This window comes from Streptomyces sp. NPDC005435 (genome assembly GCF_040703155.1).
Classification (GTDB): Bacteria; Actinomycetota; Actinomycetes; order Streptomycetales; family Streptomycetaceae; genus Streptomyces.
Genome location: NZ_JBEXEQ010000015.1, coordinates 1 through 15,824 on the forward strand (window position 1 = coordinate 1; position 15,824 = coordinate 15,824).

11 protein-coding genes and 1 tRNA gene are annotated in these 15,824 nt (G+C 69.6%); 9 read left to right on the top strand and 3 right to left on the bottom strand.

Translation table 11 applies throughout. From position 1 onward, the window contains the following. Positions 1–150: 150 nt before the first annotated feature. Positions 151–2,871 (bottom strand): DNA polymerase I, encoded by a 2,721-nt coding sequence (gene polA, locus AB0898_RS20145; protein ID WP_366804302.1) that lies wholly within the window; start codon positions 2,869–2,871, stop codon positions 151–153. Positions 2,872–3,162: 291 nt separating this feature from the next. Between polA and AB0898_RS20150 the strand changes: the two genes are divergently transcribed. The 7 genes from AB0898_RS20150 to AB0898_RS20180 all read left to right on the top strand — a co-directional run bounded on the left by AB0898_RS20150 (position 3,163) and on the right by AB0898_RS20180 (position 12,463). Then, on the top strand, positions 3,163–5,463 hold the full coding sequence (locus AB0898_RS20150; RefSeq protein WP_366804303.1) for an FdhF/YdeP family oxidoreductase: 2,301 nt from the start codon (positions 3,163–3,165) through the stop codon (positions 5,461–5,463). A 79-nt stretch (positions 5,464–5,542) separates the two neighbouring features. Beyond that, positions 5,543–6,016: a hotdog fold thioesterase gene (locus AB0898_RS20155; protein ID WP_366804304.1), complete on the top strand. Its 474-nt coding sequence runs from the start codon at positions 5,543–5,545 to the stop codon at positions 6,014–6,016. A 569-nt stretch (positions 6,017–6,585) separates the two neighbouring features. Continuing rightward, the gene (locus AB0898_RS20160; protein WP_366804305.1) at positions 6,586–7,821 is read left to right on the top strand and encodes a branched-chain amino acid ABC transporter substrate-binding protein; all 1,236 of its coding nucleotides are present in this window, start codon (positions 6,586–6,588) and stop codon (positions 7,819–7,821) included. A gap of 109 nt (positions 7,822–7,930) precedes the next feature. Next, positions 7,931–8,863 (top strand): branched-chain amino acid ABC transporter permease, encoded by a 933-nt coding sequence (locus AB0898_RS20165; RefSeq protein WP_366804306.1) that lies wholly within the window; start codon positions 7,931–7,933, stop codon positions 8,861–8,863. A 5-nt stretch (positions 8,864–8,868) separates the two neighbouring features. Then, a complete protein-coding gene (locus AB0898_RS20170) occupies positions 8,869–10,710 on the top strand; it encodes a branched-chain amino acid ABC transporter permease (RefSeq protein WP_366804307.1) in 1,842 nt (613 codons plus the stop codon). A gap of 5 nt (positions 10,711–10,715) precedes the next feature. Continuing rightward, positions 10,716–11,750, top strand: coding sequence for an ABC transporter ATP-binding protein (locus AB0898_RS20175; RefSeq protein WP_366804308.1), 1,035 nt, complete (start codon positions 10,716–10,718; stop codon positions 11,748–11,750). Then, positions 11,747–12,463 carry an ABC transporter ATP-binding protein gene (locus tag AB0898_RS20180; protein ID WP_366804309.1) on the top strand — a complete coding sequence of 239 codons (717 nt, stop codon included), beginning with the start codon at positions 11,747–11,749 and terminating at the stop codon, positions 12,461–12,463. Before AB0898_RS20175 ends, AB0898_RS20180 begins: the two co-directional genes overlap by 4 nt. 74 nt (positions 12,464–12,537) lie before the next feature. On the opposite strand, the gene AB0898_RS20185 is transcribed toward AB0898_RS20180, so the two are convergent. Further along, the gene (locus AB0898_RS20185; RefSeq protein ID WP_366804310.1) at positions 12,538–13,209 is read right to left on the bottom strand and encodes a response regulator; all 672 of its coding nucleotides are present in this window, start codon (positions 13,207–13,209) and stop codon (positions 12,538–12,540) included. A gap of 101 nt (positions 13,210–13,310) precedes the next feature. Between AB0898_RS20185 and AB0898_RS20190 the strand changes: the two genes are divergently transcribed. Both AB0898_RS20190 and AB0898_RS20195 read left to right on the top strand, forming a co-directional pair. Further along, a tRNA-Leu gene (locus AB0898_RS20190) sits at positions 13,311–13,383 on the top strand. A 103-nt stretch (positions 13,384–13,486) separates the two neighbouring features. Further along, positions 13,487–14,263, top strand: coding sequence for a transcriptional regulator (locus AB0898_RS20195; protein ID WP_366804311.1), 777 nt, complete (start codon positions 13,487–13,489; stop codon positions 14,261–14,263). 7 nt (positions 14,264–14,270) lie between these two features. Here AB0898_RS20195 and pyk read toward each other — a convergent pair whose 3' ends face one another. After that, complete coding sequence (pyk, locus tag AB0898_RS20200) at positions 14,271–15,707, bottom strand: pyruvate kinase (protein ID WP_366804312.1); 1,437 nt, start codon at positions 15,705–15,707, stop codon at positions 14,271–14,273. Positions 15,708–15,824 lie beyond the last annotated feature (117 nt).

A 15,824-nucleotide genomic window follows, 5' to 3' on the forward strand; every position in this document is an offset into this window, starting at 1 on the left:
TTCCGTCTACTGGCGATCGCCGTACCCGGTTCAAGCGGCTCGGAGAACATTACGCATCTTCCAAGAGCGAGTCAACGTGACCTGCGTCTCGGTACGACACGGGGGAGGGCAGGTCCGGAGACCTGCCCTCCCCCGACGACGCTGTCCGGATCAGTGCGCCGCGGACTCCCAGTCCGGGCCCACGCCCACCGAGACGTCCAGGGGTGCCCGGAGGGACACCGCGTCGGCCATTTCGCGGCGGACGATCTCCTCGACGGCGGCGCGCTCGCCGGGGGCGATCTCCAGGACGATTTCGTCGTGGACCTGGAGGAGCATGCGGGAGGTGAGGTCCGTGGCGCGCAGGGCGCGGTCCACGTGGAGCATGGCGATCTTGACGATGTCGGCCGCCGTGCCCTGGATGGGGGCGTTCAGCGCCATCCGCTCGGCCGCCTCGCGGCGCTGGCGGTTGTCGCTGTTGAGGTCGGGGAGGTAGCGGCGGCGGCCGAACAGCGTCGCCGTGTACCCCGTGGCCCGCGCCTCGTCGACCACCCGGCGCAGATAGTCCCGTACCCCGCCGAAGCGCTCGAAGTAGGTGTCCATCAGCGCCCGCGCCTCGCCGGCGTCGATGTTCAGCTGCTGGGAGAGGCCGAAGGCGGAAAGGCCGTACGCCAGGCCGTACGACATGGCCTTGATCTTGCGCCGCATCTCCGGGTCGACCGCGTCCCGGCCGACGGAGAACACCTGGGAGGCGACCGTGGTGTGCAGGTCCTCGCCGGAGGTGAACGCCTGGAGGAGGCCCTCGTCCTCGGAGAGGTGGGCCATCACGCGCAGCTCGATCTGGCTGTAGTCGGCGGTCATGAGGGACTCGAAGCCCTCTCCCACCACGAAGCCCCGCCGGATCGCGCGGCCCTCGTCGGTGCGGACCGGGATGTTCTGCAGGTTGGGGTCCGTGGAGGAGAGCCGGCCGGTCGCGGCCACCGTCTGGTTGAAGGTGGTGTGGATACGGCCGTCGCCCGCGATGGTCTTGATCAGGCCCTCGACGGTGACCCGCAGCTTGGCCTGCTCCCGGTGGCGGAGCATGATCACCGGCAGCTCGTTCTCCGTCTGGGCGGCGAGCCAGGCGAGAGCGTCGGCGTCGGTGGTGTACCCGGTCTTGGTCTTCTTCGTCTTGGGCAGCGCCAGCTCGTTGAAGAGGACTTCCTGGAGCTGCTTGGGCGAGCCGAGGTTGAACTCGTGCCCGGCGGCCGCGTGGGCCTCCTTCACGGCCTGCTGGACCGCGCCCGCGAAGGTCTGCTCCATGGTCTCCAGGTGCGTGCGGTCGGCCGCGATGCCGTACCGCTCCATGCGCGCGAGCAGCGCGGAGGTGGGCAGCTCCATGTCCCGCAGCAGATCGGCGGCGCCGACCTCCGCCAGCCGGCCTTCGAACGCCTCGCCCAGGTCGAGGATCGCGCGGGCCTGGACCATCAGCGCCTCGGCCTCCGCGCCGTCGTCCGCGCCGAACGCCAGCTGCCCGTCGGCCGCGGCGGCCGGGGCCAGCTCGCGGTGCAGGTACTCCAGCGAGAGCGCGTCCAGATCGAAGGAGCGGCGCCCCGGCTTGACCAGGTACGCGGCGAGCGCGGTGTCCATGCGGACGCCCTCGACGCTCCAGCCGTGCTCGCCGAAGACCCGCATCGCGCCCTTGGCGTTGTGGAACACCTTGGGGCGCTCCGCGTCCGCCAGCCACGCGGCGAAGGCCCGCTCATCGGTCTCGTCCAGCTCGGCCGGGTCGAACCAGGCGGCCGCTCCGCCGGCGGCCGCGAGGGCGACCTCGGCCACCGAGCCCGCACCCAGCGCCCAGGTGTCCACGGTGGCGACGCCCAGGATCTCCGTGCCGTGCTCCGCCAGCCAGGGGGCCAGCTCGCCGGTGCCGAGAACCGTGCCGTCGATCTCCACGCCCTCGGTCACGACCGGGGTCGTCTCCGCCTCCTCGGCGCCGGGGTCGACGGCGAAGAGCCGCTCGCGCAGGGAGGGGTTGCGGATCTCCAGGGTGTCCAGGATCGTCACGACGGCCTTGCGGTCGTACGCGCTGCGCTCCAGCTCGGCGACCGTCTTCGACAGCTCGACCGCGCGCTCCAGCTCGGTCAGGACGCGGTTGAGCTTGACCGACTCCAGGTGGTCGCGGAGGTTCTGCCCGGCCTTGCCCTTGACCTCCTCGACCCGCTCGACCAGCTCCGCGAACGAGCCGAACTGGTTGATCCACTTCGCGGCGGTCTTCTCGCCGACGCCGGGGATGCCGGGCAGGTTGTCGGACGGGTCGCCGCGCAGGGCGGCGAAGTCGGGGTACTGCGCGGGCGTCAACCCGTACTTCTCGAAAACCTTCTCCGGGGTGAACCGGGTCAGCTCCGAGACGCCCTTGGTCGGGTACAGGACCGTGATGTGGTCGCTGACCAGCTGGAAGGAGTCGCGGTCACCGGTGACGATCAGTACGTCGAAGCCGGCGGCCTCGGCCTGGGTGGCGAGGGTGGCGATCACGTCGTCCGCCTCGAAGCCGTCGACCGCGAAGCGGGGCGCGTTCATGGCGTCGAGCAGCTCGCCGATCAGCTCGACCTGGCCCTTGAACTCGTCCGGGGTCTTGGAGCGGTTCGCCTTGTACTCGGTGAAGCGCTCCGAGCGCCAGGTCTTGCGGGACACGTCGAACGCCACCGCGAAGTGCGTGGGCGCCTCGTCACGCAGGGTGTTGGCCAGCATCGAGGCGAAGCCGTAGATCGCGTTCGTCGGCTGGCCCGTCGCGGTGGTGAAGTTCTCCGCGGGCAGCGCGAAGAACGCGCGGTACGCCAGCGAATGCCCGTCCATGAGCATCAGCCGGGGCCGGCCGGGGTTGGTCTCGTTCTTCTTCGATGCTGTCTCTGCCACGCCCCCGATCCTGCCACGGCCCACTGACACCCGGGTCCACGTCGCCACCCCGGCCCGGACCGGGAGCCCACCATCGCCGGCCCGGGCCGCACCGCCACCCGCCGGTCCTGTCACCACCGCCCCCACCCCCTCGACCACTCACCGCCCCCACCCGCCCACTCACCGACCGCCCGCGCCCACCCCCTCCCCCTCCGCCCCCTCGCCAGGCATCCTGATGCGCGGGACGTGGGAACGGGTCGCGGATACGGCGTGGCACCGGGCCCGGAGACACCGTCGAAGGGGAGCGGGCACATGGCGACGAAGCCGCCCAAGAGCGATCCGGTGCAGGACGCGCCGCGGACAGGGGAGCCGAAGCACGCGGCGGCGGGGCTGCCCGCGGTGGTGCATTCCTTGAAGATCGCGCAGGAGCAGATGGGGGTGAGGCGTACCGCGCTCACCCTGCTGCGGGTGAATCAGAAGGACGGCTTCGACTGCCCGGGCTGCGCGTGGCCGGAACCCGAGCACCGGCACACCGCGGAGTTCTGCGAGAACGGTGCGAAGGCGGTGGCCGAGGAGGCCACGCTGCGCCGGGTCACCCCGGAGTTCTTCGCGGAGCACTCCGTCTCCGATCTCTCCGGCAAGAGCGGTTACTGGCTGGGGCAGCAGGGCCGCCTCACGCACCCGATGTACCTCCCCGAGGGCGCGAGCCACTACGAGCCGGTGACCTGGGAGCGTGCCCTCGGCATCGTCGCCGAGGAGATCGCCGCGCTGGACTCCGCCGACGAGGCCGTCTTCTACACCTCGGGCCGTACCAGCAACGAGGCCGCCTTCCTCTATCAGCTGTTCGCGCGCGAGCTGGGCACCAACAACCTGCCCGACTGCTCCAACATGTGCCACGAGTCCTCCGGCTCGGCCCTGTCGGAGACGATCGGCATCGGCAAGGGCAGCGTCCTCCTCGAAGACCTCTACCGCGCCGATCTGATCATCGTCGCGGGGCAGAACCCCGGCACCAACCACCCCCGCATGCTCTCCGCGCTGGAGAAGGCCAAGGAGTCCGGGGCGAAGATCATCAGCGTCAACCCGCTGCCCGAGGCGGGGCTGGAGCGGTTCAAGAACCCGCAGACCCCGCAGGGGATGCTCAAGGGCGCCGCGCTCACCGATCTGTTCCTGCAGATCCGGCTCGGCGGCGACCAGGCCCTCTTCCGTCTCCTCAACAAGCTCGTCCTGGAGACCGAGGGCGCGGTGGACGAGGAGTTCGTCCGCGAGCACACCCATGGATACGAGGAGTTCGCGGACGCCGCCCGCAAGGCGGAGTGGGACGAGACCCTCGCCGTGACCGGGCTGGCCCGCGAGGAGATCGAGCGCGCGCTCGCCATGGTGCTCGGCTCCCAGCGGATCATCGTCTGCTGGGCCATGGGCCTCACCCAGCACAAGCACTCCGTGCCGACCATCCGCGAGGTGGTCAACTTCCTGCTCCTGCGCGGCAACATCGGCCGCCCGGGCGCGGGTGTCTGCCCGGTGCGCGGTCACTCGAACGTGCAAGGCGACCGCACCATGGGCATCTTCGAGCGGCCCGCGCCGGCCTTCCTGGACGCGCTGGAGAAGGAGTTCGGGTTCGCTCCCCCGCGCGCGCACGGTTTCGACGTCGTACGGGCCATCCAGGCGCTGCGGGACGGCGAGGCGAAGGTGTTCTTCGCCATGGGCGGCAACTTCGTCTCCGCCTCCCCCGACACCGAGGTGACCGAGGCGGCGATGCGCCGGGCGCGGCTGACCGTGCACGTGTCGACCAAGCTGAACCGCTCGCACGTGGTCACGGGCGCCCGCGCCCTGATCCTGCCGACGCTGGGCCGTACCGAGCGCGACGTCCAGGGCGGCCGCGAGCAGTTCGTGACCGTCGAGGACTCCATGGGCATGGTGCACGCCTCGCGCGGACGGCTCGCGCCCGCGGGCCCGCAGCTGCTGTCGGAGCCCGCGATCGTGGCCCGCCTGGCCCGGCGGGTGCTCCCGGACAGCGAGGTGCCGTGGGAGGAGTTCGAGCGGGACTACGCGGCGATCCGCGACCGCATCGCGCGCGTGGTCCCCGGTTTCGAGGACTTCAACGCGCGCGTGGCCGAGCCCGGCGGCTTCACCCTGCCGCACGGCCCGCGCGACGAGCGCCGCTTCCCGACGGCCACCGGCAAGGCCAACTTCACGGCCGCCCCGGTGGAGCACCCCGAGCTGCCCGAGGGCCGGCTGCTGCTGCAGACGCTGCGCTCGCACGACCAGTACAACACCACGATCTACGGCCTGGACGACCGTTACCGGGGCATCACCGACGGCCGCCGGGTCGTCCTGATCCACCCCGAGGACGCCCGTGAACTGGGCGTGGCGGACGGCCAGTACGTCGATCTCGTGGGCGAGTGGCGCGACGGGGTGGAGCGGCGGGCGCCCGGGTTCCGGGTGGTGCACTACCCGACGGCGCGGGGCTGTGCGGCCTCGTACTACCCGGAGACCAATGTGCTGGTGCCGCTGGACGCCACCGCCGACACCAGCAACACCCCGGCGAGCAAGTCGGTGGTGGTCCGGCTGGAGGCGGCCGCGGCACCCCGTCTGGAACAATCGGCGACCGACTGAGCGTTCGCTCAGCGACAGGACGTGCCGTCGGGGACCAGGACGCGCCGTCGGACGGGCGTGGCGAGAACGGAGCCGGACCATGGGTGAGCAGCAGCAGGTGAAATTCCCGCAGGAGATCATCGACGAGTACGCGGCGCTCGGTGTGGACCTGCCCGCGCTGTTCTCGGCGGGTCACCTCGGGACGCGGATGGGGGTGCAGATCCTGGAGGCGGCCCCGGAGCGGGTGGTGGCCACCATGCCGGTGGAGGGCAACACCCAGCCGTACGGCCTGCTGCACGGCGGCGCCTCGGCCGTGCTCGCCGAGACCCTGGGCTCGGTCGGGGCCATGCTGCACGGCGGCAGCTCGAAGATCGCGGTGGGCGTGGACCTGAACTGCACGCACCACCGGGGCGTGCGCTCCGGCCTGGTGACCGGCGTGGCCACCCCGGTGCACCGGGGCCGTACGACGGCGACGTACGAGGTCGTGATCAGTGACGAGGAGGGCCGCCGGGTCTGCACGGCCCGGCTGACCTGCCTGCTGCGGGACGCGCGGCCCGGCGGCGCCGAGGGCTGACCACCCCACGGGCGGGACCAAGTCACCGTCCGCATTCGTGAATTGATGAAGCGTCAGGGCCGGGGGCCCGCGCCGGCCGGAGCACCGGCCACGCGGGCCCCCGGCCCTCGCCATGCCCGCATATGACCGAATTCCGGGAAACCGGAAGGCGCCGAATCATTTCCCTGAAAGTAACTCTGTGTAATACGCGCGCAATACGGATTCCTGTTCCACCCGGCCTTCCCGACCCGCCCGGCAGATCGCCGGGGCCGCGAATGTCACGTGCGGCAACGAGCCTCGCGTCATCACCAAAACCCTTGAGACGCCTGAACAGTTGAGGTTCGTTCCTGCGGGTTCTCACGATGTGGACCGGGCGAACCGGATCGAATTCCTGCCTTTCCCCCACCGCGTACCGCTCTGCATTACCTCGTGTCATAACAAGAGCGTCACAGCATTCGTCAGACCCTCCTCCACGTTCCCCACACACGCCTAGAGTCACGGCCAGTCACCGCGCCCCGGATTCACTTTTCGGCCAGTGCGCGGCTCGACCGTTTCCATGAGGATGCGGTCGTCCAGGGAAAGGACTGATCGTGCGTCAACGTTCGCTCATCGCCATCACCGCCGCGCTGGCTGCGGGAGCTCTCACCCTGACCGCCTGCGGCTCGCGCGACAGCGGCGACAAGGGGAACAGCTCCGCGGGCGGCGGCACCACCGTCGTCATCGGCGTCGACGCCCCGCTGACCGGCGACCTGTCCGCGCTGGGAATGGGCATCAAGAACTCGGTGGACCTCGCGGCCAAGACCGCGAACAAGAAGGAGTACGTCAAGGGCGTCACCTTCAAGATCGAGGCCAAGGACGACCAGGGCCAGCCCTCCTCCGGCCAGCAGAACTCCACCGCCTTCGTCACCGACAAGAACGTCCTCGGCGTCGTCGGCCCGCTCAACTCCTCCGTCGCCGAGTCGATGCAGAAGGTCCTCGACGACGCCAAGCTGGCCGAGGTCTCCCCCGCCAACACCGGCGTCAGCCTCACCCAGGGCCCCGACTGGCAGCACACGAAGAAGCGCCAGTACAAGTCGTACTTCCGCACCGCCACCACGGACGCCGTCCAGGGCCCGTACGCGGCGCAGTACGTCTACAGCAAGGCCAAGAAGAAGAAGGTCTTCGTCATCGACGACAAGAAGACCTACGGCGCGGGCCTCGCCGCCACCTTCACCGCCGCCTTCAAGAAGCTCGGCGGCAAGGTGGTCGGAACCGAGCACATCAACCCCGACACCAAGGACTTCTCCGCGGTCGCCACCAAGGTGAAGAACTCCGGCGCCGACATCGTCTACTACGGCGGCGAATACCCGCAGGCCGGCCCGCTCAGCAAGCAGATCAAGGCCGCCGGTGCCAAGATCCCGCTCATCGGCGGCGACGGCATCAAGGACGACACCTTCATCAAGCTCGGCGGCCCCGCCGCCTCCGGCGACTTCGCCACCTCCGTCGGCGCCCCCGTGGAGACCCTGCCCTCCGCCAAGCAGTTCGTCAGCGACTACAAGGCCGGCGGCTACAAGGAGGACTACGCGGCCTACGGCGGCTACTCCTACGACTCCGCCTGGGCCATCATCGAGGCCGTCAAGAAGGTCGTCGACGACAACGGCGGCAAGCTCCCCTCCGACGCCCGCGCCAAGGTCACCGCCGCCCTGCAGAACGTCTCCTTCGACGGCGTGACGGGCAAGGTCTCCTTCGACGAGTACGGCGACGCCACCAACAAGCAGCTCACCGTCTACGCCGTCAAGAACGGCGCCTGGACCGCCGTGGAGTCCGGCACCTACAACGGCTCCTGACCCACACACCCGCACCAGCCGAGCCGCGCGGGGCGCTGAAGTGGCGCCCCGCGCGGACTCACATCCGGACACATCCGTCGAACTCATCCGAACGCTCGGAGGACATGCGGTGAACGAACTGCCGCAGCAGCTGGTCAACGGCCTGCTACTAGGTTCCATGTACGGGCTGGTCGCCATCGGCTACACCATGGTCTATGGCATCGTCCAGCTCATCAACTTCGCCCACGGCGAGATTTTCATGACCGGCGCCTTCGGCGCCCTCACGGTCTACGTGTACGTCCTTCCCGACGGCACCTCCATGTGGATCGCCCTGCCGCTGATGCTCGTCGGCGCCATCCTGGTCGCCGTCACCGTCGCCGTCGGAGCGGAACGATTCGCCTACCGGCCGCTGCGCAGCGCCCCCCGGCTCGCCCCGCTCATCACCGCCATCGGCCTCTCCCTGGCCCTCCAGCAGGCGGTCTGGGCGTGGTACCCCGAGGCCAAGTCCGCGCGCACCTTCCCGAGCATCCCCGGCGGCCCCTTCGAGCTCGGCAGCGTCACCATCCAGACCGGAGACGTCTTCCTCCTCATCGCCGCCCCCCTCAGCATGGCCGTCCTCGCCTACTTCGTGATGCGCACCCGCACCGGACGCGGCATGCAGGCCACCGCCCAGGACCCGGACACCGCCAAGCTCATGGGCGTCAACACCGACCGCATCATCGTGATCGCGTTCGCCCTCGGCGCCGCCTTCGCCGCGGTCGGCTCCGTCGCCTACGGCTTCAAGTACGGCCAGATCGACTTCCGCATGGGCTTCATCCTCGGCCTCAAGGCGTTCACCGCGGCCGTCCTCGGCGGCATCGGCAACATCTACGGCGCCATGCTCGGCGGCCTCGTCCTCGGCGTCGCCGAAGCCCTCTCCACCGCCTACATCGCGGACATCCCCGGCATGGACAAGTTCGGCAGCCAGTCCTGGGCCGACGTCTGGGCGTTTGTACTCCTCATCCTCGTGCTCCTCCTGAGGCCACAGGGCCTGCTCGGCGAGCGCGTCGCGGACAGGGCGTGACACCGATGACCACACAGACCACCGCACCCGGCACCCCGGAGACCCCGGACACCCCGGACACCACCGCCCCCGCGGCCACCGGCCTGATCGGCCTGCCGGCCACCGTCGGCCGCGCCCTGGCCACCGGTGGCGGCGCCCTGGCCGTCGTCTCCACCTTCCTCGCCTGGACCTGGACCTCCGAGTTCCCCGGCGACCTCACCGTCTACGGCTACCCCGGCGGCCTCCAGGTCCTCGTCCTCATCGGCGGACTGCTCACCACCCTGTTCGGCCTCGCCTCCTACGGCGTCAAGGGCCTGCGCGCCCTGACCCCCGGCAGCGCCGACAGCGCCCTCAAGCTCGCCGCGCTCGGCACCTTCGCCACCGCCTGGTACACCGTCATCGCCATCAGCGTGAAGCTCGGCGGCGTCGTCAACCTCGAACCCGGCGGCTACCTCGTCGCCGTCGCCACCCTGGTCGCCCTCCTCGGCGCCCTCGCGCTGCCCTTCCAGCGGCCCGCGCCCGACCTCGCCGACCCCGACGACACCGGCTGGGAAGCCTTCCGGCACCGCGCACGGCAGAACCGGCAGAACTTCAAGGCCGCCTTCGCCGCCGAGACCCCCGCCCCCGGCCGCACCCTGCCCGCCTGGGCGGAGATCCTCCTCATCGCCGGCGTCATGGCCCTCGGCCTGCTCGTCTTCACCTACGGCATCGGCACCGAATACGACGAACTGTTCATCGGCTTCCTCATCACCGCCGGATTCGGCTTCGCCGCACTCGCCAAGGCCGGACTCGTGGCCCGGATCTCGGCGATTACCGCACGGCACCGCACCGTCACCATGACCGGCGCCTTCGTCGCCGCCGCGGCCTTCCCCTTCACCCAGTCCGACGACCAGTACGCCACCATCGGCGTCTACATCCTGATCTTCGCCACCGTCGCCCTCGGCCTCAACATCGTCGTCGGCCTCGCCGGCCTCCTCGACCTCGGCTACGTCGCGTTCCTCGGCGTCGGCGCCTACACCTCCGCCCTCGTCTCCGGCTCCCCCTCCTCGCCGCTGCACGTGCACTGGCCCTTCTGGGCCTCCGCCCTGCTCGGCGCGGTCGTCGCCATGATCTTCGGCGTCCTCATCGGCGCCCCCACCCTCCGCCTGCGCGGCGACTACCTCGCCATCGTCACCCTCGGTTTCGGAGAGATCTTCCGCATCACCGTCCTCAACATGGACGGCACCTCCGGACCCGACATCACCAACGGCTCCAACGGCATCTCCTCGATCCCGAACCTGAACATCCTCGGCTTCGACTTCGGCCAGGAACACCAGATCCTCGGCACCACCATCGGCCGGTTCGCCAACTACTTCCTGCTGATGCTCCTCATCACCCTCGTCGTGGTCGTCGTCTTCCGGCGCAGCAGCGACTCCCGCATCGGCCGCGCCTGGATCGCCATCCGCGAGGACGAGACCGCCGCGCTCGCCATGGGCATCAACGGCTTCCGGGTCAAGCTCATCGCCTTCGCGCTCGGCGCCTGCCTCGCCGGACTCGCCGGCTCCGTCCAGGCCCACGTCACCTACACCGTGACCCCGGAGCAGTACCAGTTCGCGCACGTCGTACCGCCCAACTCGGCCTTCCTCCTCGCCGCCGTCGTCCTCGGCGGCATGGGCACCATCTCCGGCCCCCTCGTCGGCGCCGCGCTGCTGTATCTGATCCCGGCCAAGCTCCAATTCCTGGGCGACTACCAGCTCTTCGCCTTCGGCGTCGCGCTCGTACTGCTGATGCGCTTCCGCCCCGAGGGCCTCATCCCCAACCGGCGCCGCCAACTGGAGTTCCACGAGGACACCGACGCGCCCGCCGTCCTCAGCAAGGCAGGGGCCTGACCACCATGACCACCGACACCACCACCCAGGAAACCGCCCCCGGCACCACCCCCGGCGAGCCGGTCCTCGAAGCCCGCGGCGTCACCATGCGCTTCGGCGGCCTCACCGCCGTCCGCGACGTGAACCTCACCGTCAACAGCGGCGAGATCGTCGGCCTCATCGGCCCCAACGGCGCCGGAAAGACCACCTTCTTCAACTGCCTCACCGGCCTCTACATCCCCACCGAGGGCGAAGTCCGCTACAAGGGCACCATCCTGCCGCCCAAGTCCTTCAAGGTCACCGCGGCCGGCATCGCCCGCACCTTCCAGAACATCCGGCTCTTCGCCAACATGACCGTCCTGGAGAACGTCCTCGTCGGCCGCCACACCCGCACCAAGGAAGGACTCTGGTCCGCCCTGCTGCGCGGCCCCGGCTTCCACAAGGCCGAAGCGGCCTCCCGCGCCCGCGCCATGGAACTCCTCGCCTTCGTGGGCCTGGACCACAAGGCCGAGCACCTCGCCCGCAACCTCCCCTACGGCGAGCAGCGCAAGCTGGAGATCGCCCGGGCCCTTGCCAGCGAGCCCGGCCTCCTCCTGCTCGACGAGCCCACCGCGGGCATGAACCCGCAGGAGACCCGCGCCACCGAGGAACTGGTCTTCGCCATCCGCGACCAGGGCATCGCCGTCCTCGTCATCGAGCACGACATGCGCTTCATCTTCAACCTCTGCGACCGCGTCGCCGTCCTCGTGCAGGGCCAGAAGCTCGTCGAGGGCGACAGCGCCACCGTCCAGGGCGACGAGCGCGTCGTCGCCGCCTACCTCGGCGAACCCTACGAGGACGCCCCCGGCGCCGAAGAGGCCGCCGAGGTCGAGGCGGCCGAGGCGGCCGTGGCGGGGGCCGAGGCGGAGACCGCGGAGGCCGAGACCGCGGAGGCCGAGGCGGAGACGGCGGAGACCGCGGAGGCGGACACGGCGACGGCCGAGGCAGAGGCCGAGGCCACGACCGGCACCGCGACCGACACCGCGTCCGGCGAGGAGAACGGCAAGGAGAACGACCGATGACCGCACTGCTCGAAGTCGAGGACCTGCGGGTCGCCTACGGCAAGATCGAGGCCGTCAAGGGCATCTCGTTCAAGGTCGAGGCCGGCCAGGTCGTCACCCTCATCGGCACCAACGGCGCGGGCAAGACCACCACGCTGCGCACCCTGTCCGGGCTGCTCAAGCCGGTCGGCGGCCAGATCCGCTTCAACGGCAAGTCGCTGAAGAAGGTCCCCGCCCACGACGTGGTCTCCCTCGGACTCGCCCACTCCCCCGAGGGCCGGCACATCTTCCCCCGCATGACCATCGAGGACAACCTCCGCCTCGGTGCCTTCCTGCGCAGCGACAAGCCCGGCATCGAGAAGGACATCCAGCGCGCCTACGACCTCTTCCCCATCCTCGGGGAGCGCAGGAAGCAGGCCGCGGGCACCCTCTCGGGCGGTGAGCAGCAGATGCTGGCCATGGGGCGGGCGCTGATGTCCCAGCCCAAGCTGCTCATGCTGGACGAGCCGTCCATGGGGCTCTCGCCCATCATGATGCAGAAGATCATGGCGACGATCGCCGAGCTGAAGTCCCAGGGCACGACCATCCTCCTGGTCGAGCAGAACGCCCAGGCGGCGCTCTCGCTCGCCGACCAGGGCTACGTCATGGAGATCGGCACCATCACGCTCTCCGGCAGCGGGCGGGACCTGCTGCACGACGAGTCGGTACGGAAGGCGTACCTCGGCGAGGACTGAGCCGTCGTACGACCGAGGCCCGCGCTTCCCCTCCCGGGGGCGCGGGCCTCGTCACGTGGAACGTGGAGCGGGACTCAGTCCTTGTCCTTGTCCTTCTTCTTGGACGCCTTCTTCTCCTGGTCGTCCGTGATGACCGCCTCCGCGACCTGCTGCATCGACAGGCGGCGGTCCATCGAGGTCTTCTGGATCCAGCGGAAGGCCGCCGGCTCGGACAGGCCGTACTCCGTCTGGAGGATCGACTTCGCGCGGTCCACCAGCTTGCGGGTCTCCAGGCGCTGGGTGAGGTCCGCGACCTCCTGCTCCAGCTGGCGCAGCTCGGTGAAGCGGGAGACGGCCATCTCGATGGCCGGGACCACGTCGCTCTTGCTGAAGGGCTTCACGAGGTAGGCCATGGCACCGGCGTCGCGGGCGCGCTCCACGAGGTCGCGCTGCGAGAACGCGGTGAGCATCAGGACCGGGGCGATGGACTCCTCGGCGATCTTCTCGGCCGCGGAGATGCCGTCGAGCTTCGGCATCTTCACGTCCAGGATCACCAGGTCCGGCTTGTGCTCCCGGGCCAGCTCCACGGCCTGCTCACCGTCGGCGGCCTCGCCTACGACGGTGTAGCCCTCCTCCTCCAGCATCTCTTTGAGATCGAGCCGGATCAGCGCCTCGTCCTCCGCGATGACGACACGGGTCGTCAGCGGGGGCACATGCGACTTGTCGTCGTCGGACACGTCTGCGGGCTGGGGCGACTCGGGGGTCACTGATGCTCTCCGTTCAGGCAGGGGTACTGCTGACAAGAGCCTACCTAGCTGCGGTAAAGTGGGGCCACAGCAAGTGGCCGCCGACCTTCATTTTACAGGACGCCCCGGTAGTCCAGCGGTAGAGACACGGTGCTCAAACCACCGACAGCGTGGGTTCGAATCCCACCCGGGGCACTTTTCCTTCGATTCCAAGGTCACGAATAAGCGGATGTTCACGTTCTCGTGAACATCCGCTTTTTGCTGCGCGTCGCCGCGCCCTCTCCCACAAAGTGGCCGCATGTACGACCTCAGCACACGCAAGCGAGCGCTCGCGCTCGTGGCCCAGGGGCGCAGCCTCAACTCCGTGAGCAAGGAGACCGGAGTCTCCCGCAGCGCGATTCGTTCCTGGCGGACCCGCGTCACCCCGCTCCCCCGCATGGAGCGCACCCCGTGCTCACTGTGCGGGCCTGCGGGCGAGCCGCCCGCGGACAGGGCTTCGTACAGCTACCTGCTCGGCCTCTATCTCGGTGACGGCTGCATCAGCCCCGGCATGAAAGCCGGCTACTACCTCCGCATCGCCTGCTCCGACGCGTGGCCAGGCCTCATCGAGGCCTGCGCCGCCGCCGTCGAAGCCATCAACCCGAGCAAGAAGTCGTACCGGGTCCAAGCTGTCGGCTACACCTCTGTGGTCGGTTACAGCCGGCACTGGCGCTGCCTCTTTCCGCAGCACGGCCCCGGCAAGAAACACGAGCGGGTAATCGCCCTCGAACCCTGGCAACAGGAGATCGTCGACGCCCGCCCCTGGGAGTTCATCCGGGGGCTCATCCACTCCGACGGGTGCCGCATCACCAACTGGACCGAGAAGCTGGTCGGCGGCGAGCGCAAGCGTTATGAGTACCCGCGGTACTTCTTCGCCAACGTCTCCGACGACATCCGGCGCCTCTTCACCGACACCCTCGACAGACTCGGTGTGGAGTGGACCCAGTGCACGCGCAACGGAAACCCCTTCAACATCTCCGTAGCCCGCAAACCCTCCGTCGCCCTCATGGACGCCCACGTAGGCCCCAAGTACTGATTGGCGCCTACCGAGGACTGTCGTCCTCCCCCACGTGGTGTACCCGGACCAGGTTCGTCGTGCCGGAGACGCCCGGCGGGGAGCCTGCTGTGATGACCACCATGTCGCCCTTCTCGCAGCGGCCGTAGCGGAGCAGCAGCTCGTCCACCTGGGCGACCATCGCGTCCGTGGAGTCGACATGGGGACCCAGGAACGTCTCCACGCCCCACGTCAGGCTCAGTTGCGAGCGGGTCGCCGGTTCGGGGCTGAAGGCGAGGAGGGGGATCGGGGAGCGGTAGCGGGAGAGGCGGCGGGCGGTGTCGCCGGACTGGGTGAAGGCGACGAGGAACTTGGCGCCGAGGAAGTCACCCGTCTCCGCCGCCGCGCGGGCGACCGCGCCGCCCTGGGTGCGGGGCTTGTCGCGTTCGGTCAGCGGTGGGAGGCCGCCGGCCAACATGTCCTCCTCGGCGGCGGTGACGATCTTCGCCATGGTGTGCACGGCCCCGACCGGGTATTTGCCGACGCTGGTCTCGCCGGAGAGCATCACCGCGTCCGCGCCGTCGAGCACCGCGTTGGCCACGTCGGAGGCCTCCGCGCGGGTCGGCCGGGCGTTCTCGATCATGGAGTCGAGCATCTGGGTGGCGACGATGACCGGTTTGGCGTTGCGCCGGGCGAGTTGGCAGGCACGTTTCTGGACGACGGGGACGTGTTCGAGCGGCATCTCGACGCCGAGGTCGCCCCGGGCGACCATGATGCCGTCGAAGGCGGCGACGATCCCCTCGATGTCCTCGACGGCCTGGGGTTTCTCCACCTTGGCGATGACGGGCAGGCGGCGGCCCTCCTCGTCCATGACGCGGTGGACGTCGAGCACGTCGCGTCCGGCGCGGACGAAGGAGAGGGCGACGGTGTCGAAGCCGGTGCGCAGGGCCCAGCGCAGGTCGTCCTCGTCCTTCTTGGTGAGGGCGGGGACGGAGACGGCGGCTCCGGGGAGGTTGAGTCCCTTGTGGTCGGAGACGACGCCGCCTTCGAGGACGCGGGTGCGGACGCGGGGTCCGTCGACGGAGGTGACCTCCAGGCAGACCTTGCCGTCGTCGACGAGGACGCGTTCGCCGGGGGTGACGTCGGCGGCGAGTCCGGCGTAGGTGGTGCCGCAGCGGTGGCGGTCGCCCTCGACGCCTTCTTCGACGGTGATGGTGAAGGTGTCGCCGCGTTCGAGGATCACAGGTCCTTCGGCGAAGCGGCCGAGGCGGATCTTCGGGCCTTGAAGATCGGCGAGGATTCCGACGCTGCGGCCGGTTTCGTCGGCGGCCTTGCGTACGCGCTGATATCGCGCCTCGTGTTCGGCATGGCCGCCGTGGCTGAGGTTGAAGCGGGCGACGTCCATTCCGGCTTCGACCAGTGCCTTGATCTGGTCGTACGAGTCGGTGGCCGGCCCGAGTGTGCAGACGATCTTTGCTCGGCGCATGGTTCGAGCCTAGGGCTTACCGGCGGGTAGAGAATCCGGGGCCGATGGCCATTCAACGACCTTTATGCAAAGGCTTATTGACAAGTGTTGAATTGTGCGGCGACCCGCTCCTATGAG

Bases quoted from the DNA above. Each gene is read 5' to 3' on its own strand.
- AB0898_RS20180 (WP_366804309.1), top strand. From the start codon at position 11,747: ATGACCGCACTGCTCGAAGTCGAGGACCTGCGGGTCGCCTACGGCAAG.
- AB0898_RS20195 (WP_366804311.1), top strand. From the start codon at position 13,487: ATGTACGACCTCAGCACACGCAAGCGAGCGCTCGCGCTCGTGGCCCAG.
- AB0898_RS20170 (WP_366804307.1), top strand. From the start codon at position 8,869: ATGACCACACAGACCACCGCACCCGGCACCCCGGAGACCCCGGACACC.
- AB0898_RS20155 (WP_366804304.1), top strand. From the start codon at position 5,543: ATGGGTGAGCAGCAGCAGGTGAAATTCCCGCAGGAGATCATCGACGAG.
- AB0898_RS20150 (WP_366804303.1), top strand. From the start codon at position 3,163: ATGGCGACGAAGCCGCCCAAGAGCGATCCGGTGCAGGACGCGCCGCGG.
- pyk (WP_366804312.1), bottom strand. From the start codon at position 15,707: ATGCGCCGAGCAAAGATCGTCTGCACACTCGGGCCGGCCACCGACTCG.
- AB0898_RS20175 (WP_366804308.1), top strand. From the start codon at position 10,716: ATGACCACCGACACCACCACCCAGGAAACCGCCCCCGGCACCACCCCC.